The sequence below is a fragment of the Bradyrhizobium sp. IC4059 genome (assembly GCF_020193615.1).
GTDB lineage: Bacteria > Pseudomonadota > Alphaproteobacteria > Rhizobiales > Xanthobacteraceae > Bradyrhizobium > Bradyrhizobium yuanmingense.
Map to the genome: position 1 here is coordinate 46363 of NZ_JADYVH010000020.1, position 23450 is coordinate 69812.

At 66.1% G+C, this 23450-nt stretch carries 18 protein-coding genes and 1 pseudogene; 9 read left to right on the forward strand and 10 right to left on the reverse strand.

The features are described 5' to 3' along the window. Nucleotides 1-35: 35 nt before the first annotated feature. From I6F12_RS35575 to I6F12_RS35600, 6 genes are all read right to left on the reverse strand, one after another. A complete protein-coding gene (locus tag I6F12_RS35575; protein WP_225158419.1) occupies nt 36-1484 on the reverse strand; it encodes an aldehyde dehydrogenase family protein in 1449 nt (482 codons plus the stop codon). A gap of 23 nt (nt 1485-1507) precedes the next feature. After that, nucleotides 1508-2866 carry a glucarate dehydratase gene (gene gudD / locus I6F12_RS35580; protein WP_109143165.1) on the reverse strand — a complete coding sequence of 453 codons (1359 nt, stop codon included), beginning with the start codon at nt 2864-2866 and terminating at the stop codon, nt 1508-1510. Nucleotides 2867-2890: 24 nt separating this feature from the next. Then, nucleotides 2891-3835 carry a 5-dehydro-4-deoxyglucarate dehydratase gene (gene kdgD / locus I6F12_RS35585; protein ID WP_225144342.1) on the reverse strand — a complete coding sequence of 315 codons (945 nt, stop codon included), beginning with the start codon at nt 3833-3835 and terminating at the stop codon, nt 2891-2893. Between the two features lie 123 nt (nt 3836-3958). After that, nucleotides 3959-4864 (reverse strand): LysR substrate-binding domain-containing protein, encoded by a 906-nt coding sequence (locus I6F12_RS35590; RefSeq protein WP_036015611.1) that lies wholly within the window; start codon nt 4862-4864, stop codon nt 3959-3961. A 475-nt stretch (nt 4865-5339) separates the two neighbouring features. Further along, complete coding sequence (locus I6F12_RS35595) at nt 5340-7286, reverse strand: hypothetical protein (protein WP_225144341.1); 1947 nt, start codon at nt 7284-7286, stop codon at nt 5340-5342. 99 nt (nt 7287-7385) lie between these two features. Further along, nucleotides 7386-8468: a YbhN family protein gene (locus tag I6F12_RS35600; RefSeq protein WP_036015615.1), complete on the reverse strand. Its 1083-nt coding sequence runs from the start codon at nt 8466-8468 to the stop codon at nt 7386-7388. Between the two features lie 430 nt (nt 8469-8898). Here I6F12_RS35600 and I6F12_RS35605 point away from each other — a divergent pair, with 430 nt between their 5' ends. Together I6F12_RS35605 and I6F12_RS35610 are read left to right on the forward strand one after the other, a co-directional pair. Beyond that, nucleotides 8899-9405: a ferritin-like domain-containing protein gene (locus tag I6F12_RS35605; protein ID WP_036015620.1), complete on the forward strand. Its 507-nt coding sequence runs from the start codon at nt 8899-8901 to the stop codon at nt 9403-9405. 213 nt (nt 9406-9618) lie between these two features. Beyond that, on the forward strand, nt 9619-12018 hold the full coding sequence (locus I6F12_RS35610) for an EAL domain-containing protein (RefSeq protein WP_225144339.1): 2400 nt from the start codon (nt 9619-9621) through the stop codon (nt 12016-12018). 4 nt (nt 12019-12022) lie between these two features. Here the strand turns inward: I6F12_RS35610 and I6F12_RS35615 are convergent, their stop codons facing one another. Further along, a complete protein-coding gene (locus I6F12_RS35615) occupies nt 12023-12457 on the reverse strand; it encodes a hypothetical protein (RefSeq protein ID WP_225144338.1) in 435 nt (144 codons plus the stop codon). A gap of 76 nt (nt 12458-12533) precedes the next feature. Between I6F12_RS35615 and I6F12_RS35620 the strand changes: the two genes are divergently transcribed. Beyond that, on the forward strand, nt 12534-13115 hold the full coding sequence (locus I6F12_RS35620) for a hypothetical protein (RefSeq protein WP_225144337.1): 582 nt from the start codon (nt 12534-12536) through the stop codon (nt 13113-13115). A gap of 63 nt (nt 13116-13178) precedes the next feature. Then, a pseudogene (locus tag I6F12_RS35625) lies at nt 13179-13777 on the forward strand (YdcF family protein). A 3-nt stretch (nt 13778-13780) separates the two neighbouring features. Here I6F12_RS35625 and I6F12_RS35630 read toward each other — a convergent pair. Continuing rightward, nucleotides 13781-15124, reverse strand: coding sequence for a PLP-dependent aminotransferase family protein (locus I6F12_RS35630; protein WP_109143172.1), 1344 nt, complete (start codon nt 15122-15124; stop codon nt 13781-13783). Between the two features lie 185 nt (nt 15125-15309). On the opposite strand from I6F12_RS35630, the gene I6F12_RS35635 reads away from it, so the two are divergent. Further along, a complete protein-coding gene (locus tag I6F12_RS35635) occupies nt 15310-15540 on the forward strand; it encodes a DUF1127 domain-containing protein (RefSeq protein ID WP_225144335.1) in 231 nt (76 codons plus the stop codon). A gap of 259 nt (nt 15541-15799) precedes the next feature. Here the strand turns inward: I6F12_RS35635 and I6F12_RS35640 are convergent, their stop codons facing one another. Next, a complete protein-coding gene (locus I6F12_RS35640; RefSeq protein WP_036015633.1) occupies nt 15800-16225 on the reverse strand; it encodes a universal stress protein in 426 nt (141 codons plus the stop codon). A 55-nt stretch (nt 16226-16280) separates the two neighbouring features. Beyond that, nucleotides 16281-16817 (reverse strand): histidine phosphatase family protein, encoded by a 537-nt coding sequence (locus I6F12_RS35645; protein WP_036015636.1) that lies wholly within the window; start codon nt 16815-16817, stop codon nt 16281-16283. Between the two features lie 93 nt (nt 16818-16910). On the opposite strand from I6F12_RS35645, the gene I6F12_RS35650 reads away from it, so the two are divergent. From I6F12_RS35650 to flgK, 4 genes are all read left to right on the forward strand, one after another. After that, nucleotides 16911-18368 carry an FAD-binding oxidoreductase gene (locus tag I6F12_RS35650; protein WP_225144334.1) on the forward strand — a complete coding sequence of 486 codons (1458 nt, stop codon included), beginning with the start codon at nt 16911-16913 and terminating at the stop codon, nt 18366-18368. Between the two features lie 87 nt (nt 18369-18455). After that, entirely contained in the window at nt 18456-18968 is a 513-nt protein-coding gene (gene msrB, locus I6F12_RS35655) for a peptide-methionine (R)-S-oxide reductase MsrB (protein WP_036015643.1), read from the forward strand. 292 nt (nt 18969-19260) lie between these two features. Continuing rightward, a complete protein-coding gene (locus I6F12_RS35660; RefSeq protein WP_225129429.1) occupies nt 19261-21513 on the forward strand; it encodes a flagellar hook-basal body complex protein in 2253 nt (750 codons plus the stop codon). Between the two features lie 34 nt (nt 21514-21547). After that, on the forward strand, nt 21548-23431 hold the full coding sequence (gene flgK, locus I6F12_RS35665; protein ID WP_225144333.1) for a flagellar hook-associated protein FlgK: 1884 nt from the start codon (nt 21548-21550) through the stop codon (nt 23429-23431). Nucleotides 23432-23450: the final 19 nt, after the last annotated feature.

Genomic DNA, 23450 nt, shown 5'->3' on the forward strand with positions numbered 1-23450 from the left:
GTGGGCACGCTTCGCTTTGCCCACCCTACGATATCTCAGCCCGGATTGGTGTAAGCCGTCTTCACCGTGGTGTAGAACTCGCGCGCGTAGGAGCCCTGCTCACGGGCGCCGTAGCTCGAGCCCTTCCGGCCACCGAACGGCACGTGATAGTCGACGCCGGCAGTCGGCAGATTGACCATCACCATGCCGGACTCGCTATTGCGCTTGTAATGCGATGCGTATTTCAGGCTGGTGGTGCAGATGCCGGAGGCGAGGCCGAACTCGGTGTCGTTGGAGATGGCGAGCGCCTCTTCGTAATTCTTCGCACGAATGACGGCGGCGACCGGGCCAAAAATCTCCTCACGCGCGATGCGCATGTTGTTGTTGGCTTCGGTGAACAGCGCCGGCTGGAGATAGTGGCCGGGATTCTCGCGCTTTAGCAGCTCGCCGCCGAAGGCGAGCTTGGCGCCTTCGTCCTGGCCGATCTTGATGTAGCGGAGGTCCTGGTCGAGCTGGTTCTGGTCGACCACCGGGCCGATATGCACGCCGGCCTTGAGCGCATCGTCGACCGACAGGCTGTTCAGGCGCTCGGCCATGGCGGCGACGAAGCGGTCGTGGATGCCCTCGGTGACGATCAGGCGGGACGAGGCGGTGCAGCGCTGGCCGGTCGAGAAATAAGCGCCGTTGACGGCGACCTCGACGGCAGTCTTGAGGTCGGCGTCGTCGAGCACGACCAGCGGGTTCTTGCCGCCCATCTCGAGCTGGAACTTCTTCATGGGGTTCGAGAGCACGCAGGCCTGCGCGATCTTGCGTCCCGTCTGCACCGAGCCGGTGAAGGAGATCGCGGCGACGTCCGGATGCTCGAGCAGGGTCTGGCCGACCACCGAGCCGGAGCCGACGACGAGGTTGAACACGCCCGCGGGAATGCCGGAGCGGGTGATGATCTCGGACAGCGCATGCGCCGAGCCGGGCACCAGCTCGGCCGGCTTGAACACCACGGTGTTGCCGTAGCAGAGCGCAGGCGCGATCTTCCAGGCGGGGATCGCGATCGGGAAATTCCAGGGCGTGATCATGCCGACGACGCCGACCGGCTCACGGGTGAGCTCGACGTCGAGGCCGGGACGCACCGAGGCGCCCTTCTCGCCGATCAGGCGCAGCGCTTCGCCGGCGAAGAACGCGAAGATCTGGCCGGCGCGGGCGACCTCGCCGATGCCTTCGGGGAGGGTCTTGCCTTCCTCGCGCGCGAGTAGGCGGCCGAGCTCTTCCTTACGGGCGAGGATTTCAGTCGAGATCTTGTTGAGCGCGTCGTAGCGCGCCTGCGGGGTCGACTGCGCCCAGGCGGGGAAGGCGGCCTTCGCGGCGGCGATCGCCTTCTCGGCCTGCGCCTTGTCGGCCTTGGCGTATTCGCCGACGAGATCGTTGGTGTTGGAGGGATTGATGTTCCTGGTGACGCCGGAGCCGTCGACCCATTCGCCGCCGATGAAGTTCTTCAGGATCGCTGTCATCTTTTTCCTCCAGGGGAACGTTTCTAACGCACGAGGCAGGGACGCTTGTCGTCAAACGTCCAGCCGGGGATCAAGTCCTGCATGGCCATAGCGTCATCCCGCCCCCCAAGTCCATGCTTCTTGTAGAGCTCGTGCGCGGCCTCGATGGCGGGGCGGTCGATCTCGATGCCGAGGCCCGGGCGGTCCGGGACGGCGATCTTGCCACCCTTGATCTGGAGCGGCTCCTTCGTCAGCGCTTGACCGTCCTGCCAGATCCAGTGGGTGTCGATCGCGGTGACCTTGCCGGGGGCGGCGGCGCCGACATGGGTGAACATGGCAAGCGAAATGTCGAAATGGTTGTTGGAGTGCGAGCCCCAGGTCAGGCCGTTGTCACGGCAGGTCTGGGCCACGCGCACCGAGCCTTGCATGGTCCAGAAATGGGGATCGGCCAAAGGGATGTCCACGGCCCCGAGCCGCAGCGCATGGGAGAGCTGCCGCCAGTCCGTGGCGATCATGTTGGTGGCGGTCGGCAGGCCGGTGGCGCGGCGGAACTCGGCCATGATCTCGCGGCCGGAGAAGCCGGCCTCGGCGCCGCAGGGGTCCTCGGCATAAGCGAGGATGCCATGCATGCCCTTGCAGAGGCTGATCGCCTCATCGAGCGACCAGGCGCCGTTGGGGTCCAGCGTGACGCGCGCGCTGGGGAAGCGTTTTGCGATTGCGGTAACCGCCTCGATCTCCTGCTCGCCGCGGAGCACGCCGCCCTTGAGCTTGAAGTCGGCGAAGCCGTAATGGTCGTGGGTCGCCTCCGCAAGCCGCACCACGGCCTCTGGCGTCATCGCCTCCTGGTGGCGGAGGTTGAACCAGTCGGGCTTGGCGGTCTCGCCAGTGACGTAGTCGAGCTTCGACTTACGGCGGTCGCCAACGAAGAAGAGATAGCCGAGCGTCTCGACGCTGGTGCGCTGCTGGCCTTCGCCAAGCAGTGCTGCGACGGGCAGTCCGAGATGCTGGCCGAGCAGGTCGAGCAGCGCGGATTCGATCGCGGTGACCGCATGGATCATCACGCGAAGATCAAAGGTCTGCTTGCCGCGTCCGCCGACGTCGCGGTCGGCGAAGGCGGTACGGATATCGGCGAGGATGTTGTTCATCGCGCCGACCGTCTTTCCGATCACGAGGTCGCGCGCGTCCTGGAGCGTCTGCCAGATCTTCTGCCCGCCCGGCACCTCGCCGACGCCGGTGTGGCCGGCATTGTCGGTGAGGATGACGATGTTGCGGGTGAAGAACGGCGCATGCGCGCCGCTGAGGTTGAGGAGCATGCTGTCGCGGCCCGCGACCGGGATCACCTGCATCGCCGTGATAACAGGTGCTCCGGCGACTGACGCGCCGGAAATCTCAGTCTGGGCCATCGCAGGCTCCTCCCTGTCGTCTTGCTATTCTGCAGCCTGTTGTGACGATCGTGCGGCGGGCAGCTTCTGCACCAGTGCGGTTAGCTCCGCCATCTCCTGCTCGGTGAGATCAGTCAGCGGCGGACGGACGGGGCCGGAATCGCGGCCGATCACCTTCATGCCGGCCTTGATGATCGAGACCGCGTAACCCTTCTTGCGGTTGCGGATCGCGATCAGCGGCAGGATGAAATCCTTCAGGCCGGCCTGGATCGTGGCGTGGTCGCGCTTGCGCACCGCGGCGTAGAAGTTGGTGGCGAATTCCGGCACGAAGTTGAACACGGCCGAGGAATAGGTCGTCACGCCCATGTCGAGATAGGGCAGCGCGAAGGTCTCGGCGGTCGGAAGGCCGCCGACATAGGTGAGGCGGTCGCCGAGCTTGGTGTAGACGCGGGTCATCAGCTCGATGTCGCCGATGCCGTCCTTGTAGCCGACCAGGTTCGGGCAGCGCTCGGCAAGGCGCGCGAGCGTGTCCGGCTGGAGGATGGCGTTGTCACGGTTATAGACCATGACGCCGATCTTCACGGCGGCGCAGACCGCCTCGACATGGGCGGCAAGGCCTTCCTGCTCGGAATGGGTGAGGTAGGGCGGCAGCAGCAGGAGGCCGTCGGCGCCGGCCTTTTCCGCACCGATCGCGATCTCGCGGGCGATCGCGGTGCCGTAGCCGGTGCCGGCGAGCACGGGCACGCGGCCCTTGGTCTCGTCGACGGCGACCTTCACGACCTGCGGAACTTCTGATGGCGTCAGCGAGAAGAACTCGCCGGTGCCGCCCGCGGCGAAGAGACCTGCGACGTCATAACCGCACAGCCAGTCCATGTTGGCGCGATAGGTCGCCTCGTCGAAGGAGTAGTCCGCCCTGAACGGCGTGACGGGGAAGGACAGGAGGCCCGATCCGATCTTCTGGGCCATTTCCTGCGGGGTCATCTTGCTCATGGGCGCTCCCTTCTCGTGTTGCGGAGGACGCAAGCAGAGGCCGCACGTCCATGCGCCGTGGTTTAGGAGACCGTTCGATGCGCGTCCAAGCCAAAGCCTATATCGACCGATGCGGATTGAGCATCAATCCTCCGCCACCTCCGCGGAGGACAATTCGCCGGCGATCTTGACGAGCGCCGACAGCAGCGGGTTCTCGTCCTCGCGCCGCCACACCATGAACAGCTCGACCGGAACGCGCGTGCGCAGCTTCAGCGGACGCAGGCGGACGTCGGAGATCTTCAGGCTCGCCGCCGCCGCCGGCACGATGGCGAGGCCGAGGCCGGCGCGCACCATCGCGAGGATCGAGTGGATCTGGCTGAGATGCTGGACGTAGCGCGGCAGCACGTCGGCGCGGGTGAACAGCGCCACCAGGAGATCGTGGAAGTAGCGGCTCTCATAGGGCGAGTACATCACGAAGGGCTGGTCGTCGAAATCCTTGATGGTGATGCCGTCGGCATTCGCCAGCGGATGCTTCTTCGGGATCGCCGCGAGCAGCGGCTCGGCGACGACGCGGCGGCTGGCAAGCTCGGGCCGTGCGATCGGCGGCCGCAGCAGGCCGGCATCGATCTGGCCAGAAGTCAGAGCCTCGAACTGATCGCCCGATACCATCTCCTTCAGAGAGAAATCGACCTCCGGCAGCTTGGCGCGGCAGGCGGCGATGAGTTCGGGCAGGAAGCCATAGGCCGCGGCCGCGGTGAAGCCGACCTTCAGCGAGCCGGTCTTGCCGAGCGCGATGCGGCGGGCCACCTGCGAAGCGCTTTCGGCAAGCTTGAGGATGCGTCGCGCCTCCGGCAGGAAGCTGCGCCCGGCCGGGGTGAGGCGCACCGAGCGGCTGGTGCGCTCCAAGAGCGGCGCGTCGATGATGTGCTCGAGCACCTGGATCTGCCGGGACAGCGGCGGCTGCGTCATGTTGAGCCGCACGGCGGCGCGGCCGAAGTGCAATTCCTCCGCCACCGTGACGAAACAGCGGAGCTGGTTGAGGTCGAACATCGATACATGCCTTAGATGAATAAGGCGTTTCCCCGGCACTTCTAGCATCGATCACCCCCAAAACAAAGACGGCGGCCTTGTGGGCCGCCGTTGAGTTGCCTGGTCAAGCTCCCATGGGAGCCCTCAGGAGGAACAGGCTGACGCGAGACCGCCTTACGTCCGCTGCGGACGCCACTACGCTCATCACGCGCCACTCTTAGGCCTCGGCCGTTTGCCCGACACGAGTCCTAGAGGTGCGCGCGGCGAAGTGTCCAAGTTCAAGGCAGTATCGATCGATGCTGTTTTTGGATCGATGGAACGGCGAAGTGGGGGATGATCGGTGTTGGGAAACCCTATCAAACCACCGCTGTCATTCCCCGCGAAGGCGGGGAATCCAGTACGCAGCGGCGTCTCGATTCAATCACTGCTGTCACGGAGTACTGGAGTCGCCCGGTCAAGCCTGGCGATGACGGTGAGTGTGTGGAGACAGCGCGCGCTATTGCTGCGCGCTGGGCAGCAGCTGCGGCAGCAGTCCGCGCGTCACGTTCGGCGGCACGGCGTCGAGTCCGAGCACGGCGCTCGCCGCCGGCAGCGCCGCGTCGGCCATCGCGGCATGGCCCTCGGCGCTCGGATGCACCGCGCCGCCATAGACGGCGGAGAGCACGCCCCAGGCCGCATCGTGGATGTCGGTCGGCTGGCTCGCCGCCGGCAGGCCCTGCGGATAGGTCATCGCGGCGAAATAGCTGTCATTGGCGTCGCGGATCCAGCGCGCGCGGGGCAGGTAGGCGCGGTACTCCGAGGCGCCGCGGCCGCACAGCATCGGCTGGCTCGCCGCGCTGACGATGTCGGGATCGAAGCTCTGGCCGTTCGCGGCAAAGCAGCTGCGGTCGAATTCGGGATCGTTGCCGGAACGGGCGCAGAAGCCGTGCTCGGCGAACGCGGCCTGGTGCGCATCGACGAAGGTCATGCGGTCGGCTTCGGGATCGCGGCACAGCGCACCGCGGGTGCAGGTGGCGAGCCCCTTCAGCTGCGGCAGGAATTCGCTGTCGACGAAGGCGGAGACGCGGGAAAGGCGCTGCGGATCGGCATTGAAGGACGGGTGGATGTCAAAGCCGGCCCGGCCGCCGCGGCAGGGCGCGCCGCCGTCGGCGAGCGCAGGATTGGCATAGGAGACATAGACCACGTGCGAGAGGTCGCCGCCGACCAGCGGCTTCAGCGCCTCGCGCAGCTTGACGAAATTCTGCGGCAGCTCGCGCTGGAGCGCATCGCGGGAATCGTCGACGCTCGCCAACACGCCGGAGCGGCGGAACAGCGCGCGCTCGGTCGCGGTTTCGACGATGACGTCGGCGACGAGACCGGAGAAATAGACGTCGTTGGCACCGACCGAGAGCAGCACGAGGTCGAGCGTGCGATCGGGCTGGCGCTTCTTCGCCGCAGTGACGGCTTCCCGCAGCTCGGCGACTTGCGCGTTCACGCTGGTGTTGCAGACGCCGGTCTTGCCGGGCGGGCATTCGCGGGCGCGCTGCGAGCCGAGCAGCCCGTCGCCGATGCTGGCGCCGGTGCAGGCGAGCGGCAGGAAGGTCACGGCGATGTGGGTGTAGCGCACCGCGAGCGCCAGCGCGGTGCGCGCCTGATAGCTGTAGAGCGATCGATGGCACGGCGCATTGAACCAGAGCGCGCTGTAGCGTTGCCAGTTGGCGAGCGTATCCGGCGCCTCGCAGGCGCGGCCGCCCTTGAAGCCGTGGCGGCTCGGCCGGTAGTACTGCGCACCGGCGGTGCCGAGATAGGAGCGGAAGCAGAATCCTTCGTCCGACAGCGCCAGCGGCCGGTCCGGATTGCCTTCGCCGGAGGCGATGCTGTCGCCGAGACCTGCGATGAAGATGTCGCGGACCTGAATCTCGGTCTGGACCCGCTGGGTCGGATCGGAGCCGGCCGAGACATCGACGGTCGCAACCGTCGGCTTGCCGTAGCGGACGCGCAAATTGATCGGCTCGGCGCAGTCGAAGGTCGAGCTCTGCGGCCCGTCGCCGTCATCGAACGACCAGGCGCAGGTGGCGCCGACCGGCACCGCGCCGGTCAGGCGCACCGTCACGGGATGGTCGATCGGCGTGATGTAGTTCTCTTTGACATTATCGCGGGTGCAGGGCTGGTTGACCCGGCCCTGCAGGTCGATGCAGAGCCGGTTGACCATGTTGCGGGCCCAGCCGCGGCCCTCGCTCTGGAGCTCCAGGGACTGTTCGGCGGCCAGAATGCTGCGGTTGCGCGCGTTCTCGACATGGAGCAGGAAGTCGCGCTCCTCGCGGAATAGCCGGAAGCGGTTACGCACCTCCCAGCTGATCTGCATGGTGCCGGCGTCCTGCGCGGCGGCGCGCTCGGGCAAAGCAAGGATGCCGGCAAGCAGCACGGCGCCGGCCGAGAGGGTGCGAAGGAATACGGAAATCATGGCCCGCGTCTTCAACGGCAAAGTTGAGGCGGAAATAAGAGAGGATTGTGCCGCGGCCTGCAACCCTTGCCCGACGATTGCGGAGGTGGCGTCGGCGGCTCAGCGCTTGCTGGCCCGCCGTAGCAGCCGTTCGCGCTCCATCGGCGTCACCTCCTTGGGCAGGTTGGCCTGCGCGCAGGCTTCCGCCAGCCGCCGCCGCTCCTGCCACGGCGCGACCACATTCGTCCAAAGCTCGCGCGTGCCCATGATGGAGATGGCAAGGCCGAACGGGATCACGAAATAGAGAATACGGAACACCAGCAGCGTGGCCAGAAGCTCCTCGCGGCCGAACTGGGGCAGCGCCACGAGCATGGCGGCATCGAACACGCCGATCGAGCCCGGCGCGTGGCTGGCAAAGCCGATCAGGGTCGCCAGGATGAACACGACCGCGAGCGACATGAAGTCGATCGGCGGGTTGGCCGGCATCAAGAGGTACATTGCCGTGGCGCAGAAGCCGAGATCAACGACGCCGATCAGGATCTGCACCAAGGTCAGCGGCGCCGAGGGCAGCACCACCTTCCAGCCCTTCTGGCCGAGCTCACGGCGCTTCTCGCCCATGCAGAGCCAGACCAGATACGCGCCGATCGATGCGAGACCGCCGAGGGCGATCAACCGGTTGAGCGAGGAGGGCAGCTGATCCATCGAGGAGGCCGCGTCCGGATGGATGGCCATGCCGATCGAGAGCACGAAGATGTTACCGAGCCAGAAGGTCAGGCCGGACAGGAAGCAGATCTTCGCGACGTCGATCGCGTTCAGTCCGTAGTCCGAATAGATCCGGAAACGGATCGCGCCGCCGGTGAAGACCGTGGCGCCGATGTTGTGCCCGATCGAATAGGACGTGAAGCTGGACAGCGCCGCGATGCGATAGGGCACGTGCTTCTTGCCGATCGTTCGCAGCGCAAAATAGTCGTAGAAGGTCAGCGTACAGAACGCGAAGAAGACGCAGATCGCCGCCAGCCCGATGTTGCCGCGGGGAATCTCCGTCAACGCGGTCAGGATGACCCCGGTATCGATGCCCTTGAGCGTCCGCACCAGCGTGGTGATCGCAAACGCGATGATGAAGATGCTCGCGGCGACGCCGAGCCGTCGCCAGCCGATCCATCTATTGAAGCCGCGTTTCAGCGCGGGCAGCAGTCCGTGCATTCATCCTCCCGGCGGGGGGCAAGACCGACCGGGCCAGACATTGGCCGGTCGGGTGCGATCACGGCCAAAAGGCAGGCATCGATCGCTAGGCATGATCCAGCTCATTTAAGGCAAAATCAGCGGCTTGTGCAGCCCTTGACAACAATAGGTTCTGCGTTCGGCGGGCAACTTTGTCATACGCGGTTCATATCGGCGGCGCGTTAAGCATATGAGTCGCGAAACCAGGCTCCATCCGCGCGCTCACCGTGCCGATACGATCTCAGATCCCGGCGCCGTCCGCATTGTTCCAACGCAGAGCCGTATCGGCGTTTTTGGAACGTCGATGCCGCGTGGTCGTTAGCCTCCATCAGCAATCGAACATGGCGGAATACGCGGCTTTTTCGTGCAAGCCGGCGCCTCCGTGTTCCCAAGACCCGAGAGGATCGGAACGATGGGACTGTTCACAAAAGACATCAAGACCATGAACGACCTATTCGTACATCAGCTCCAGGACATCTATTACGCCGAGCAGCAGCTCACCAAGGCGCTGCCGAAGATGGCGACCAAGGCCACTGATCCGCAGCTGAAACAGGGCTTTTTGACGCACCTCGAGGAAACCAAGCAGCACGTTGCGCGGCTCGAGGAGGTCTTCAAGATGCACGGCGTCCCCGTGAAGGCGGTCGACTGCCCGGCCATCGACGGCATCATCGAGGAAGCCGACGAGACCGCCGGCGAAGTCGCCGACAAGGCGGTGCTCGACGCGGCCCTGATCAATGCGGCGCAGGCCGCGGAGCATTACGAGATCGTCCGCTACGGCAGCCTGATCGCCTGGGCCAAGCAGCTCGGCCGCAACGATTGTGCGGCGGTGCTCGCCAAGACGCTCGAGGAGGAGAAGGCGACCGACCAGAAGCTGACGACACTCGCCGAGAGCAAGGTGAATCTGCGCGCGGCGAGCTGAGTAGAGGAAACTACGAGCGCCGCGCGACGGTCCGCGCGGCGCTTGTGCTTGTTCGCTTCCCGCTGCCGTGGTGCTGCTTCGGTGCGCCGTCGCCAGGATCAGCAATGTGAGCGAACTCGCTCATCTTCCATTCACCACGTCCGGAGCAGGTTTGTAGCTGGTTACCGATCGTCCACCACTGTCGGCTCAAGTGCGGGTCGATAGGGGCCGGCAATGTATCAAGTTCTCTACTGTCTCACCGACGAGCATGACTGGCGACTGGTGGCCCTTGGGGGCGCGGTGTGCCTGCTCGCCAGCGCCGCGGCGATCAGCCTGTTTCAGCGCGCACGCGCGACGCACGGAGCCGGGCGTCTGGCCTGGATCGCCCTGGATGCGGCCGTGAGCGGATGCGGCATCTGGGCGACGCATTTCATCGCGATGCTCGCCTATGGCCCCGGGAGCGCCGGCGCCTACAATATCCCGGTGACAATTCTGTCGCTGATGCTTGCGATCTCCTTGACCTTCGTGGGCCTGAGCATCGCCGTGGCGTCCTCGCGCCCGGTGTGGATCGTCGTCGGCGGCGCCATCGTCGGCCTGGGTGTCGCGGCGATGCATTACACCGGCATGGCGGCGCTGGAGATGCCGGCACGGCTGGATTGGATCGGGAGCACGGTTGCCGCCTCGGTGCTGTTCGGAATCGTCTTCGCAGCGCTCGCGCTGTTCGTCGCCGCGCGAGGTGACGGCATTCGGCATGCGCTGAGCGCGACTGCTCTGTTGACGCTCGCGATCGTTGCCCATCATTTCACCGCGATGGGCGCGGTGCTGCTGACGCCGGACCCGACGATCGCGATCAGCGGGCTCTCGGTCCCGCCGGCCTCGCTGTCGTTCCTGACTGCCGGCGCCGCCGTCGCGATCATCGCGATTGCGCTCGTGGCCGCGCTGCTCGACCGCCGCGCCAAAGGCGAACTGGGCCGCCAGCAGATCGTGCTCGACAGCGCGCTGGAGAACATGTCGCAGGGGCTGTGCATGTTCGACGCGGAAGGCAAGATCATCCTGTTCAACGAGCGCTATGCCGCGATGCTCCGTCGAACCGACGTGCCGCTCGCCGGCCGCTTGCTGGTCGACGTGCTCAGGGAAGAGCAGGCCAAGGGCCAATGGCAGGGCGACGCCGATGAATTCTTCGCCCGCCTCGTCGCCGACGCGCGCGAGGGCCGCACCACGACCGACGTCGTCAACCGGTTCGGCCGCTCCATCCGGGTCGTCAACCAGCCGATGCAGGGCGGCGGCTGGGTCGCGACCTTCGAGGACATCACCGAATGGCTGGAGGCGCAGGCCAAGATCTCGCACATGGCGCGACATGACGCGCTGACCAGCCTGCCGAACCGCGTGCTGTTCCACGAACAGCTCGAGCAGGGGCTGCGCCAGACCAAGTCGGGCGACCAGCTCGCGGTGCTTTGCCTCGATCTCGATCACTTCAAGGACATCAACGACTCGCTCGGCCATCCCATCGGCGATGCGCTGCTCAAGGAGGTCGGCCGCAGGCTCGAGGCCACCGTCGGCGAACAGGACACCGTGGCGCGGCTCGGCGGCGACGAGTTCGCGGTGGTCCAGATCGGACGCTCCGAGGAGATCGCCGCGCGATCGCTTGCCGGACGCCTCGTCGAGGTGATCTCGGCGCCTTACCAGATCGACGACCATCAGATCGTGATCGGCGTCTCGATCGGCATCTCGCTGTCGCCGCAGGACGGTAGCAATCCGGACGAGCTGCTCAAGAACGCGGATCTTGCGCTCTATCGCGCCAAGGCGGATGGCCGCGGCACCTACCGCTTCTTCGAGACCGGCATGGATGCGCGTGCGCAGGCGCGGCGCCTTCTGGAAATGGATCTGCGCGCGGCGCTGCAACGCGACGAGTTTGAGGTCTATTACCAGCCGATCCGCGAGGTCGCCAGCGGTCGCGTCGTCGCCTTCGAGGCGCTGCTGCGCTGGAACCATCCGCAGCGCGGACTGATCGCGCCCATCAGCTTCATCCCGCTGGCCGAGGAGACCGGGCTCATCGTTCAGCTCGGCGAGTTCGTGCTGCGCTCCGCCTGTGCCGACGCGGCCACCTGGCCCGACGATGTCGATGTCGCCGTCAATTTGTCGCCTGTGCAGTTCAAGAGCCCGAACCTGATCGCGGGTGTGACCGAGGCGTTGGCCGCCTCGGGACTTGGTGCGCGCCGCCTCGAGCTCGAGATCACCGAATCCGTTCTGCTCCAGAACAGCGAGGCGACGCTGACGACCTTGCACGAGCTGCGCGCCATGGGCGTGCGGATCTCGCTCGATGATTTCGGCACCGGCTATTCGTCGCTGAGCTATCTGCGCAGCTTCCCGTTCGACAAAATCAAGATCGACCGTTCCTTCGTGTCGGAGCTGGCGACGCGCGAGGATTCCATGGCAATCATTCGCGCCGTGACCGGCCTCGGCCGCAGCCTCGGCATCGTCACCACGGCGGAGGGCGTCGAGAACGACGCGCAGCTCGAGCTGCTCCGGCGCGAGGGCTGCACCCAGGCGCAGGGTTATCTGTTCAGCAAGCCGCGGCCCGCCTCGGATGTCGCGATCATGCTGGAACGGCCGCGGCTGCGCGCGTCGGCTTGAGAGGTCAGCTTCGGCGCAGCGCAAAATGCGCGCCGCAGAACGCCATCACGGCGCCGAGACACAGGGCGGCAAGCCCGGCGAGCACGCCCGAGACGGTCGGGATCGGGCTCGGCGCCGACGCCGCCTGACCCGCTCCCGCAAGCAGCAGCACGCCGACCGCGATCAGGAATTGCCGCATCCGCTGCGGGATCTGTCCGGAGACGGCGCTCTGCATCAGGCTCGCCGTGAAATAGCCGCCGGAGAAGCCGACGGTGGCGATCAGCCACCAAGCGATGGCGGCGCCCGCCGGAATGAAATCATGCGTGTCGGAGCGCCAGAGGCGGCCGAGATCGAGACCGTAGCGCGCGCCCAGCATGTGCACCGCGAGCGCCAGCAACACACCGGAGATCATCGCGGCGCCGAGAATCAGGCGGCGCGGAAAAAAGGTCGTCTCAGCCATGCCTCGCTTGTAGGATGGCCGGGGGCGATCGCGCAAGCCGATCGCCCAAGCGATCGCCCATGGGTTCGTTGACGACATGCCGGGAGCGGAAGCGGGTTCGACCACGAGCTATGCCTACAAGGCCTCGCTGATCGGCTCGGCGCATCGCTTCGAGTTGACGGAGCAGGGGCTGTCCTGGCACATCGCCGGCCGCTCCGGCCTGTGGCGCTATGACGAGATTTCGGCGATCCGGCTGTCGTTCCGCCCGGTGTCGATGCAGCAGCACCGCTTCCGCGCCGATATCAGCCGCACGGGCGGCGGCCGCATCGCGATCCTGTCGACGAGCTGGCAGACCGCGGCGCTGATGGCGCCGCAGGACAACGGTTTTCGCGATTTCCTGATCGAGCTGCATGCGCGGATGGCCAAAGCCGGCAGCCGCGCCGAATTGACCGCGGGCCTCGGCCGCAAAACCTATGCGGCGGTGCTGGTGTTCCTGGCCGTGCTCGCTGTGGCAATGGCGGGGCTGTTGATCCGCGCGCTTCTGACCGGCGAGCTCGCGGGCGTGCTGTTCATCCTCGGCTTCGCCGCGCTGTTCGCCTGGCAGGTCGGCGGCTTCGTGCGGCGCAACCGGCCGCAGAGCTACAGTTTCGATCGCGTGCCGAAGGCCCTGCTGCCCTAGGTGCAATCGGCCGCAATCAAATGTGACTTCGCGTCCCGCCGTCTGCGTCGCATCCTTGTGGTCATGTCAGCCATGGATCGCAGCACCCGTCTGCCGACGGCAGACGAGATCGCCAGATCAACCGCACGCATCTGATCGAGACGCCGCTCCGGCCAGCCGACTTGCTGTTCGTGTTCGGCACCCGCGAGGACGCTGGCTTGCGTGCCGACACCGCCGCAAGGCTGTGGCGCGAGGGCCTGTTTCGCCGGTCGATTGTCAGCGGCGGTGTGACGCCGGGCTCGGAGCAATCCGAGTGCAGCATTATCAAGGCCGCGATGGTTGCCGCGGGCGTTCCGGCGGACCTTATCCTCGAGGAGCACCGCGCGATGAACACCGGCGAGAACGTCATCTTCTCGCTTCCGATCATCGATGCGGCCATCGGGCTGCAGAATATCCGCAGCGTGATCTGTCTCGGCAACACCTGGACCGCGCGGCGCTACCCGATGACGCTGCATCGGCATTGGCCGGGGGTCGAGAAGATGCTGCTCACCGTCGACAGTTTCACGACACCACGTGCGCTCTGGCATACCGACGCCGAATTTCGCCGCCGCATGCTGCACGAATGGGACAAGATCGAGCCTTGCAAGGCGAGGGGCTTTATCGCGGACTGGCCGGAAGTCTGAGCCCTACTCCGTCGAATCGAAATCGTCCTCCTTGGTGCCGAGCAGCGAGACGATGGTGCGCAGGCCGGAATCGAGCTGCTCGGGCGAGGGCGGGGCCAGCGCGAGCCGCACCGCGTTCGGCGCGTGACCGTGCGCGATCGCAAAGGTCGAGGACGGCGTCAGCGCGATGCCGCGCCTTGCTGCTGCGGCGACGAAGGTCTGCGAGCGCCAGTGCGGTGGCAGCGTCAGCCAGAGATGATAGGAGCGCGGATCGGCGGCGAGCTGGTAGCCGGAGAGCAGCCTAGCGGCGGTCTGCTGTCGGCGCGCGGCATCGATGCGTTTCAGCCGGGTCAGCTCGGCGACGGTGCCGTCGGCCATCAGCCGCTGCCCGGCCGCGAGCGCATGGCCGGAGGCGATCCAGCCGCCGGTCCGCACCGCGCTCATCACACTCTCGCGCAGATGCGGCGGCGCGACGAGGATGCCGAGCGCGAGCCCCGGTGCGACCTTCTTGGACAGGCTGTCGAGCACGATGCAGCGGTGGGGCCCGAGCGCCGCCAGTGGCGTGTCGTCGGCGAGGAAGCCGTAGACGGCGTCCTCGATGATGGTGAGATCGAGCTTCTCGGCGACGCGCATGATGTCGGCGCGCCGCGTCGCGTTCATGGTGACGCCGAGCGGGTTCTGGATGATGGGCTGCAGATACAGCGCCGACAGATGCGCCTCGCGATGGGCCTTCTGGATGGCGTCGGGCCGCGCGCCGAACTCGTCCATGGGGATCGGGACCAGCGTCACACCGAGCCGCGCGGCGATGCTCTTGACGTAAGGGTAGGTCAGCGCCTCGACGCCGCAGCGGCCGCCGGTGGGCACCAGCGCGGCAAGCGCGGCCGCGAGCGATTGCTTGCCGTTGGCGGTGAAGAAGATCTGCTCGGGCTGCGGCGAAAAATCCTTGCGTGCGAGATAGGCAGCGGCGGCAACGCGGGCGCTCTTGGTGCCGGTGCTGGTCGAAACGCGCAGCGCGGATTCCAGCGCGTCGATGCGCTCGAGCCCCGCGAGGCTCTTGGCGATCATCGCCCATTGCTGCGGCAATAGCGGGTAATTGACCTCGAGATTGATGCGCGCGTCGGCCGGCTCGCGCATGGTCTCGACTTCACGCCTGACGTCGCCGGAGATGAACGTGCCGCGCCCGACCTCGCCGACCACGAGGCCGCGGCGGAGCAATTCCGTATAAACCCGGCTCGCGGTCGAGACCGCGATGCCACGGTCATAGGCAAAATTGCGCTGCGGCGGCAGCCGGTCGCCGGGTCTTAACGTGCCGTTAGTGATATCGGCCGCAATGGCATCGGCGAGCTTCACGTACTCGAACTTGGACATATTGCACCGAGAGCAATGTTTTGCTTGCTCCGAGGAGTGTACTGGAGCATTTAAGTTCCATCAAGTTCCGCGATGGGCCGAGGAGAGCGAGAGCAATCCGACGGCAAATGAGGTGCAGGCGCCAACAAGCGTCCGCGCCAACGGCACCTGCTTCGCCGCGCGGGACGATAGGCCGGAGAAGAAGAATGACCACGATCTCGCAAACTGCCGGGCGGACCTTACGCCCATCCTCATCGGTTTTCAGTGCCCTAGCCCTGCGCCTCACCGCGCTGTTCGACCGCCTGGAGCGCCGCTCCGCCGTCAAGACCCTGAACGAGCTCGACGACCGTGCCCTGCGCGACATCGGCATCACGCGCAGCCAGATCGAGGATGCCGTGTACGGACAGTTCAAGACCGAGCTGTCGCGGTATCTGTGATACTCGCGTGTCCCGGACGCGCTGCAGCGTGAAACACTGCTGCGCAGAGCCGGGATCCAGCGGATCGCACTCGCTGACGCATGGGCCTCGGCTCTGCAGCGCATCACTTCGTGCTGCGCAGCGTCCGGGGCACGGAAGCGCGAGTGTGGCACGCAGCTGCCTCTACGTCATTGCGAGCGCAGCGAAGCAATCCAGGCTGTTGCCGCGGAAAGAGTCTGGATTGCTTCGCTTCGCTCGCAATGACGGAGTCTGCTGCCCTTCAATGCCTCACCACCAGCACCGAGCACTTGGCGTAGCGCACGACGTGGCCGGCATTGGAGCCGAGGAAATAGGTGCGCATCGCCGGCCGATGCGAGGTCATCACGATCAAATCGGCCTTCACGTGCACGGCTTCCTCCAGGATCTCGTGATAGATGCCGCCCTGGCGCACCACGCTGGAGATGCGGGACGGCTCGATGCCGGATTCGCGCGCGACGATGGCGAGGGCCTCTTCCGAGGTCTGGCGCTGCTGCTCGTCGAAATCGGCCGGGACGTACTCGGCCAGCATCACCGGCGTCATCGGCAGCACGTTGAGCAGGCGCACGGTGCCGCTCCAGGTCTGCGACAAAGTCGCCGCGGTCGCGATCGCCGGCTTGGCGAGATCGGTGTCGGCGAGATCGATGGGCACGAGGATGGACTTGAACATCTGCGCCTCCCTGTGAACCAGGCTGAACCAACCGGTCGAGACGGCGCCCGCGCGTCTAGCCCGATCGAAGCAGCTTGGGGCTGACGAACAGCACCAGCTTGCCGCGGCGGTAGGCCACGTCATCCCAATCCTTGACGTCAAAGTCGAAGATCGCAAGCCCCGCTGTGGGCAGGTTGTCGCCGAGGGTCTTGGCGCCATCGGGATCGCCGCCGCCGATCAGCATGAGCGCGACCTCGTGCATGCCGGGATTGTGGCCGATCAGCAGCAGCCGCTTCGGATCGGCCGGGGCGGTTGCGGTGCGAATGGTGTCCAGGATCTGCGCGGGATCGGCGCCATAGAGTTCCGGCAGGACCTCGACCTGCGGCGCCGGGACGCGGTCCTTCATCGCCTCCCAGGCGATGTCCCAGGTCTGACGGGCCCGCACGGCGTGGGAGACCAATACGGTATCGGGGAAGGGCGGATGGGCCGCGATCCAGTCTCCCATCCGCGCGGCATCCTTGTGGCCGCGGTCGTCGAGCCGGCGGTCCTGGTCACGGCCGCTCGGTGCGTCGGTCTCGGTCTTGGCGTGACGCAGCAGCATCAAACGGCGCATGGCATTCTCGAATCGTTCCACGTCCAGGATAATCTACAGGCGCCGGTTGAGGACAAGGTGACAAGGGCCCGCACAGTCCTCTAAGAAAACTGCATGAGCGAGACTTTCACAAGCGTGTCCCAGGAAGAAGCCGGCTTTCGCGACCGCGTGCGGCTGTCGTTCGATCTCGATGCCGACATTTGTGTGATCGGGGCGGGCCTGGCCGGGCTTACCGTGGCGCTGGAGGGGGCCCGGCTCGGGGCCAGCGTCGCGGTGCTCGAGGGTCGGCATATCGGCTGGAACGCCTCCGGCAACCAGCTCGGCACCGTGATGCCGGGCTTTGCGCTGCCGCTCACGGACCTGATCGAGCGCATCGGCTTGGAGGACGCCCGCGAATTGTGGACCCTGTCGAAGCAGGGCGCCGAGTTCGTCCGGGCCAACGCCAGCGAAGAGAGCATGCCGGGGATCGGCGTCAGCGACGGCGTGCTGGAGGTCTCCAACGTCGATGCCGGCGACCGGCTGATCAGCCAGCTGCAGATGCTGAACGAGGATTTCGATACCGAGGTCGAAGGCTGGCAGGTCGATCGCGTGCGCGAGGCGCTCAAGACCGATCATTACTTCCACGGCGTGTATTATCCGAAAGCGTTCCAGGTCGACGGCCGGAAATACGTGCACGGCCTTGCGGCGCTGGCACGGCGGGCAGGCGCCCGCATCTTCGAGGACACGCCGGTCGTCAGCATCGATCATTCCGGCATCCGCAAGCGCATCGTCACGCCCTCGGCGCGGCTGCGGGCGAGCCACATCGTGCTCGCCGGCAACATTCATCTCGGCGCCCCCTCCAAGCGCCTGTCGGAGACGTTGCTGCCGGTCTGGCGCTATGCCGGCGTGACCGCGCCGCTCGGCGAGCGCCTGCACGAGATCATCGCCTTCAAGGGATCGGTGATGGATTCCGACGGTGTCGATCATTTCCGGCTTGTCGACGGCGACCGGCTGATGTGGGAGAGCCCGGAGACCACCTGGGCCGCGCGTCCGCAGCGCTTCGCCGGCGCCATCAAGCGGCGGATCCGGACGATCTTTCCCGAGCTCGGCAATGTCGATATCACCGACATCTTCGGCGGCGCCACCGGCCAGACCGTGCACGGCATGCCGCAGATCGGCCAGCTGCGCAAAGGCTTGTGGGTGGCGAGCGGGTTCGGCCGCCAGGGCATGAACACCTCCGCCATGGCCGGACAGATGATCGCGCGCAGCATTTTGCGGGGCGATGAGCGCTGGAAGCTGTTCTCGCCGTTCGAACTGGTCTGGGCGGGCGGCGCCACGGGGCGCGTCGCCGGCCAGCTGGTCGGGATCTGGGGCAGGGCGAGCTCCGCCGCCGCAGGTGCGCTCGCCCGCTATCGCGAGCGCGCGAGGGTCAAGGACAGGCAACGCGAGGCCCGCCTCGCCGAAGCCAACCGCGCCGCCGGCACCGGTCCGCGCCGAGCGCCGCCCGGCGTGCGACCCCGGCCGGCGCCACCGCCGAAAGCCGCGGTCGGCGCTGCGGAACCGGTCGTGCACGAGGACCGCGTCTCGCAATAAGTTGAGCGAAATTCCGCTCCGACGTGTAACTTCGGCCGGCAGAAGCCCGTATCTCAGGGCGTGGACTTCCCGCGCACGGAGAATGACATGCTTGACCGCCGCATCCTGCTCACGACTGTCGCCGGCCTGTTCGGCCTTTCCGCCTTGCGCTGGCTGAGAGGAACACCTGCCGAGGCCGGCGAGAAGGCCGCGCAAAAGTTCGAGATCACCAAGACGGAAGCCGAATGGCGCGCCCAGCTCACGCCGCAGCAATATGAGATCCTGCGCAATCACGGCACCGAGCGGCCCGGCTCCAGCCCGCTGCTGAAGGAGAAGCGCAAGGGCATCTTCGCCTGCGCCGGCTGCGACCTGCCGCTGTTTACGTCGGAGACCAAGTTCGAGAGCGGCACGGGCTGGCCGAGCTTCTATGCGCCGATCGAAGGCAATGTCGGCAAGACCGAGGACCGCAGCTACGGCATGGTCCGCACCGAGGTGCATTGCCGGCGCTGCGGCGGCCATCTCGGCCATGTCTTCGACGACGGCCCGAAGCCAACCGGATTGCGCTATTGCATCGACGGTTTCGGCTTGGTCTTCCACCCCGCGGCGGCGTCGGCGACGTAGGATCTTTCTCCCTGTCATTCCGGGGCGGTCCGCAGGGCCGAACCGGGAATCTCGAGGTTCTCAGGTGCGCAATTGCGCACTTGGATTCGATGCTTCGCACCGCCCTCTAACGACAGGATGCCCCGGCAATTGTTGCCGGTCCCGGCAAATGTGCCCCGGTCGTGAGACCGGGGCTTTTTCATTAAGTCATTGATTTCCTGAAGATATCCGTGTTGGCATAGGCCTTGCGACGTCTCTTTCCGATTGCGGCCATGGTCGACCGGCCGCCGAGATCGGATTTGGAGACAAAGTTATGGGTATCTTCGATGCAATGAACACCTCGGTGGGTGGCCTGCAGGCGCAGTCCTTCGCGCTGCAGAACATTTCCGGCAACATCGCGAACTCATCCACCACCGGTTACAAGGGCATCGGCACCAGCTTCGTCGACCTCATTCCGGACTCCTCGGTCCCGAGCAAGCAGGTGGCAGGCGGCGTGCAGGCCAACGCCAAGGCTACCATCACGACGCAGGGCACGATCTCGTCCTCCAGCGTCGCCACCAACATGGCGATCACCGGCGACGGCTTCTTCTCGATCCAGAAGGCGAGCGGCGTCGTTGACAACGTGCCTGTCTTCACCGGGGTGACCTACTATACGCGGCGCGGCGACTTCCAGCTCAATGCCAACGGCAACCTGGTCAACGGCGCCGGCTATTATTTGATGGGCGTCACCGTCGACCCGAAGACCGGCAACCCGACCGGCAGCGTGGCGAACGTCCTGCAATTCCAGAACAACTTCATTCCGGCGCAGGCGACGACCTCGATCCAGTACGCGGCGAACCTGCCGACCCAGCCCAACACGGTGGCGAAAACCACGGCATCGACCGGCACCTTGCTCGCCGCCGGCGGCCTGAACCCGTCCGATTTCGCCGCCAACCCGCTGCCGGTCGGCACGCCGCCGGCGCCCTATGCCAACGCGACCGTCTCGGGCGCGGCCGCAACCGGCAACATCCGCTCGGCTTATTCGTCAACGACGGCCACCGGCACGGTTGCGCTCCAGAACAATTCTTCGGCGGTCGCCTCGACGACCACGTCGCTCGACAATACCGCCGGCACGCATCTGGCCTCCAGCATCCTCACCGCGCTGAGCGGCCAGACGCTGACAATCAACGGCAACACCATCACCTTCAACGGCGGCACCACGGTCTCGACCGTCGGCAGCAACACCACGATCGGTCTCGGTGCGGGCACGACGGCGACGGTGGCCGACATCCTGAACGCGATCCAGACGGCCGGCGGTGCCGGCGTCACCGCTTCGCTCTCGGTCAGCGGCAATATCCAGATCGCGACCGGCACCGGCACCGACGTCGCGATCGGCAGCGGCACGGCCGCCACCGCGCTCGGCATCAGCAGCGTGACGCGTGGCGGCAACGTGCTGTCCTCGCCTGCAATCTCCGGCGCGACGGTGCTGAGCGGCTCGGCCACCGCCGGCGGTGCCCAGGTGCTCACGTCGGGCTTTTCCCCCGGCGACACCATCACCGTCAACGGTCAGACACTGACCTTCATGGCCTCGGGCGCCTCGGGTGCGAACCAGATCAACGTCACCGACAACGTCACGACCCTGCTCGGCAAGATCGATGCGCTCTCCGGCGCCTCGGGATCGTCGGTCAGCAGCGGCGGCGTGATCACGCTGAACACCGGCACCGTCTCCAACCTGACGGTCTCCAGCTCCAACAGCGCGGCCTTCTCCGCGCTCGGCTTCACCTCGACCATCACCAGGAATCGCGAGGGTGGCGGCACGGCCGGCACCGGCGGCGTGATCGGCAACGACATCGCCACCTTCACCAAGGAATCGATCAGCGGCGGCGCGGTGACCGCCTACAACGCCGCCGGTACGCCGGTGAACCTGCAATTGCGCTGGGCCAAGACCGACAGTGCCTCGCTGGGCGCGGGTCATTCCGACAGCTGGAACCTGTTCTACCAGACCGACCCGAACGCGACCGGCACGACGGTCGGATGGGTCAATACCGGCCAGACCTTCACCTTTGCCGCCGACGGCTCGCTGACCTCGCCGAGCGGCTCGGGCATCACCATCAACAACGTCACCGTCAGCGGCCAGTCGCTTGGCTCCGTCGCCTTCAACATCTCCTCCGGAGGCCTGACGCAATATGCCAGCACCAGCGGCGCGGTGACGATCAACACCATCACCCAGAACGGCTACGCCGCCGGTCAGCTCCGATCGGTCGCCGTCAACAACAACGGCGTGGTGGTCGGCACCTTCTCCAACGGCCAGAACCTCAACCTCGCGCAGGTGCAGCTGTCGCATTTCAACGGCACCAATTATCTGAAGGCGATGGACGGCGGCGCCTATGCCGCGACCGAACAATCGGGTGACGCCATCGACGGCGCTTCGGGCACCATCAGCGGCTCGTCGCTGGAGGGATCCAACACCGACATCGCCGACGAATTCACCAAGCTGATCGTGACCCAGCAGGCCTATTCGGCCAACACCAAGGTGATCACGACGGCAAACTCGATGGTGCAGGATCTCCTCAACGTGTTGCGCTGATCGGCGCGTGACGTAACAAAGGCGGGCCAGTGATATGGGTTTGAGTTCAGCCCTCGCCAGTGCGATGAGCGGTCTGCGTGCCAACCAGGCCGCGCTCTCGATCGTCTCCTCGAACGTCGCCAATGCGCAGACGCCGGGTTACGTCGTCCAGACGCCGAACCAGATCGAGGTCACCACCGGCGAGTTCGGCGCGACGGCGATGACGACCGGCGTCAGCCGCCTGCTCGACACCTACGTGCAGAACCAGCTACGGACCGAGACCGGCGGCGGCGGCTACGCCGACCAGATGGCCAATATCCTGAAGCAGCTTCAGAATGTCTACGGCACGCCCGGCAATTCCGGCACGCTCGAAAGCGCGCTGAACAAGTTCACCACGGCGCTGCAGGCGCTGTCGACCAGCTCGGGTGCGTCGTCGGCGCAGACCGTCGCGCTCGGGGCGGCCCAGGCGCTCGCGACGCAGCTCAACGTCACCACCAAGGGCATCCAGTCGCTGCGCTCCAACGTCGAACAGGATCTCGGCAATTCGGCGCAGGCCGCCAATGCGGCCATGAAGCAGATCGCCGACATCAACACCAGGCTCCAGGGCCTGTCGGCCAACGATCCTTCGGCTGCAACGCTGATGGACCAGCGCGACCAAGCCATCAACACGCTGTCGAAATATGTCGACATCCGCGTCACCACCGACAATTCGAACCAGGCCAACATCTACACCACGACCGGCATTCAGCTGGTCGGCGCCGGGCTCGCCTCCGAATTCTCCTTTGCCTCCGCCGGCGCGCTGTCGGCAACGTCGCTCTACAACATCGACCCGGCCAAGTCCGGCGTCGGCGCGTTCAACATCAAGCTGCCGAACGGTTCGCAAGTCGACGTCGTCGCCAACAACGTGGTGTCGTCCGGCCAGATCGCGGCCGACCTGAAGCTGCGCGACGACATTTTGGTGCAGGCGCAGAACCAGATCGACCAGCTCGCCGCCACGATGGCGAGCGCGCTGTCCGATAAGACCACGGCGGGCAGTACGGTCACCGGCCCGCCGGCCGGCTTCGATCTCGAGCTCGCCGGTGCGCTGCCGGGCAACACGGTCAACATCACCTATACGGACACGGCGACCAACACGCAGCGCCAGATCACGCTCGTCAACGTGACCGACCCAGCCGCGCTGCCGCTCCAGAACGCGACCAACGCCAACCCGATGCGAATCGGCGTCGACTTCGCTGGCGGCATGGGCGCGATCGCCTCTGCGCTGAACACCGCGCTGTCGGGCACGCATCTGTCGTTCTCCGCCGCCCCGTCGCCGGCGACCGCCACGACGCTGCGGGTGACCGACGACAACACCGGGCTTGCCAAGGTCGGTTCGGCCTCGACCACCAAGACGATTTCATCGTTGACCTCGGGCAATCCGCAGCTGCCGCTGTTCACCGACGGCGGGCAGGCGCTCTACACCGGCGCGATCACGGCGTCGGGCTCGCAGATGACCGGTCTTGCCGGGCGCATCGCCGTGAACACGCAGCTCGTGACCGATCCGACCCGGATGTCGGTCTACAATACCTCGCCGGTGACGCCCGCAGGCGACACCACGCGTTCGGACTATCTCTACTCGCAGCTCACCAGTGCAGTGTTTTCCTATTCGCCGCAGAGCGGCCTCGGCTCGGCTAGCCAGCCCTTCACCGGCAGCGTCTCGAACTTTCTCCAGCAGTTCCTGAGCGTGCAGGCCAACGCCGCGACCCAGGCGACCCAGCTTCAGCAAGGCCAGAGCGTCGTGGTCTCGACGCTCCAGGCCAAGTTCGACTCGACCTCCAAGGTCAACCTGGACTCGGAGATGTCGAACCTGATCCAGCTTCAGAATGCCTATGCCGCCAACGCCCATGTCATGTCGGTGGTGCAGACCATGATGAACACGTTGATCCAGGCTCAATTGTAAACAGTAACAGGGCTTCGAA

Coding starts and splice junctions, on each gene's coding strand:
- I6F12_RS35630 (WP_109143172.1), bottom strand. CDS start 15,124: ATGTCCAAGTTCGAGTACGTGAAGCTCGCCGATGCCATTGCGGCCGAT.
- I6F12_RS35620 (WP_225144337.1), top strand. CDS start 12,534: ATGCCGGGAGCGGAAGCGGGTTCGACCACGAGCTATGCCTACAAGGCC.
- I6F12_RS35635 (WP_225144335.1), top strand. CDS start 15,310: ATGACCACGATCTCGCAAACTGCCGGGCGGACCTTACGCCCATCCTCA.
- kdgD (WP_225144342.1), bottom strand. CDS start 3,835: ATGAGCAAGATGACCCCGCAGGAAATGGCCCAGAAGATCGGATCGGGC.
- I6F12_RS35615 (WP_225144338.1), bottom strand. CDS start 12,457: ATGGCTGAGACGACCTTTTTTCCGCGCCGCCTGATTCTCGGCGCCGCG.
- msrB (WP_036015643.1), top strand. CDS start 18,456: ATGCTTGACCGCCGCATCCTGCTCACGACTGTCGCCGGCCTGTTCGGC.
- I6F12_RS35610 (WP_225144339.1), top strand. CDS start 9,619: ATGTATCAAGTTCTCTACTGTCTCACCGACGAGCATGACTGGCGACTG.
- I6F12_RS35650 (WP_225144334.1), top strand. CDS start 16,911: ATGAGCGAGACTTTCACAAGCGTGTCCCAGGAAGAAGCCGGCTTTCGC.
- I6F12_RS35590 (WP_036015611.1), bottom strand. CDS start 4,864: ATGTTCGACCTCAACCAGCTCCGCTGTTTCGTCACGGTGGCGGAGGAA.
- I6F12_RS35600 (WP_036015615.1), bottom strand. CDS start 8,468: ATGCACGGACTGCTGCCCGCGCTGAAACGCGGCTTCAATAGATGGATC.
- gudD (WP_109143165.1), bottom strand. CDS start 2,866: ATGGCCCAGACTGAGATTTCCGGCGCGTCAGTCGCCGGAGCACCTGTT.
- flgK (WP_225144333.1), top strand. CDS start 21,548: ATGGGTTTGAGTTCAGCCCTCGCCAGTGCGATGAGCGGTCTGCGTGCC.
- I6F12_RS35605 (WP_036015620.1), top strand. CDS start 8,899: ATGGGACTGTTCACAAAAGACATCAAGACCATGAACGACCTATTCGTA.
- I6F12_RS35645 (WP_036015636.1), bottom strand. CDS start 16,817: ATGCGCCGTTTGATGCTGCTGCGTCACGCCAAGACCGAGACCGACGCA.
- I6F12_RS35595 (WP_225144341.1), bottom strand. CDS start 7,286: ATGATTTCCGTATTCCTTCGCACCCTCTCGGCCGGCGCCGTGCTGCTT.
- I6F12_RS35660 (WP_225129429.1), top strand. CDS start 19,261: ATGGGTATCTTCGATGCAATGAACACCTCGGTGGGTGGCCTGCAGGCG.
- I6F12_RS35640 (WP_036015633.1), bottom strand. CDS start 16,225: ATGTTCAAGTCCATCCTCGTGCCCATCGATCTCGCCGACACCGATCTC.
- I6F12_RS35575 (WP_225158419.1), bottom strand. CDS start 1,484: ATGACAGCGATCCTGAAGAACTTCATCGGCGGCGAATGGGTCGACGGC.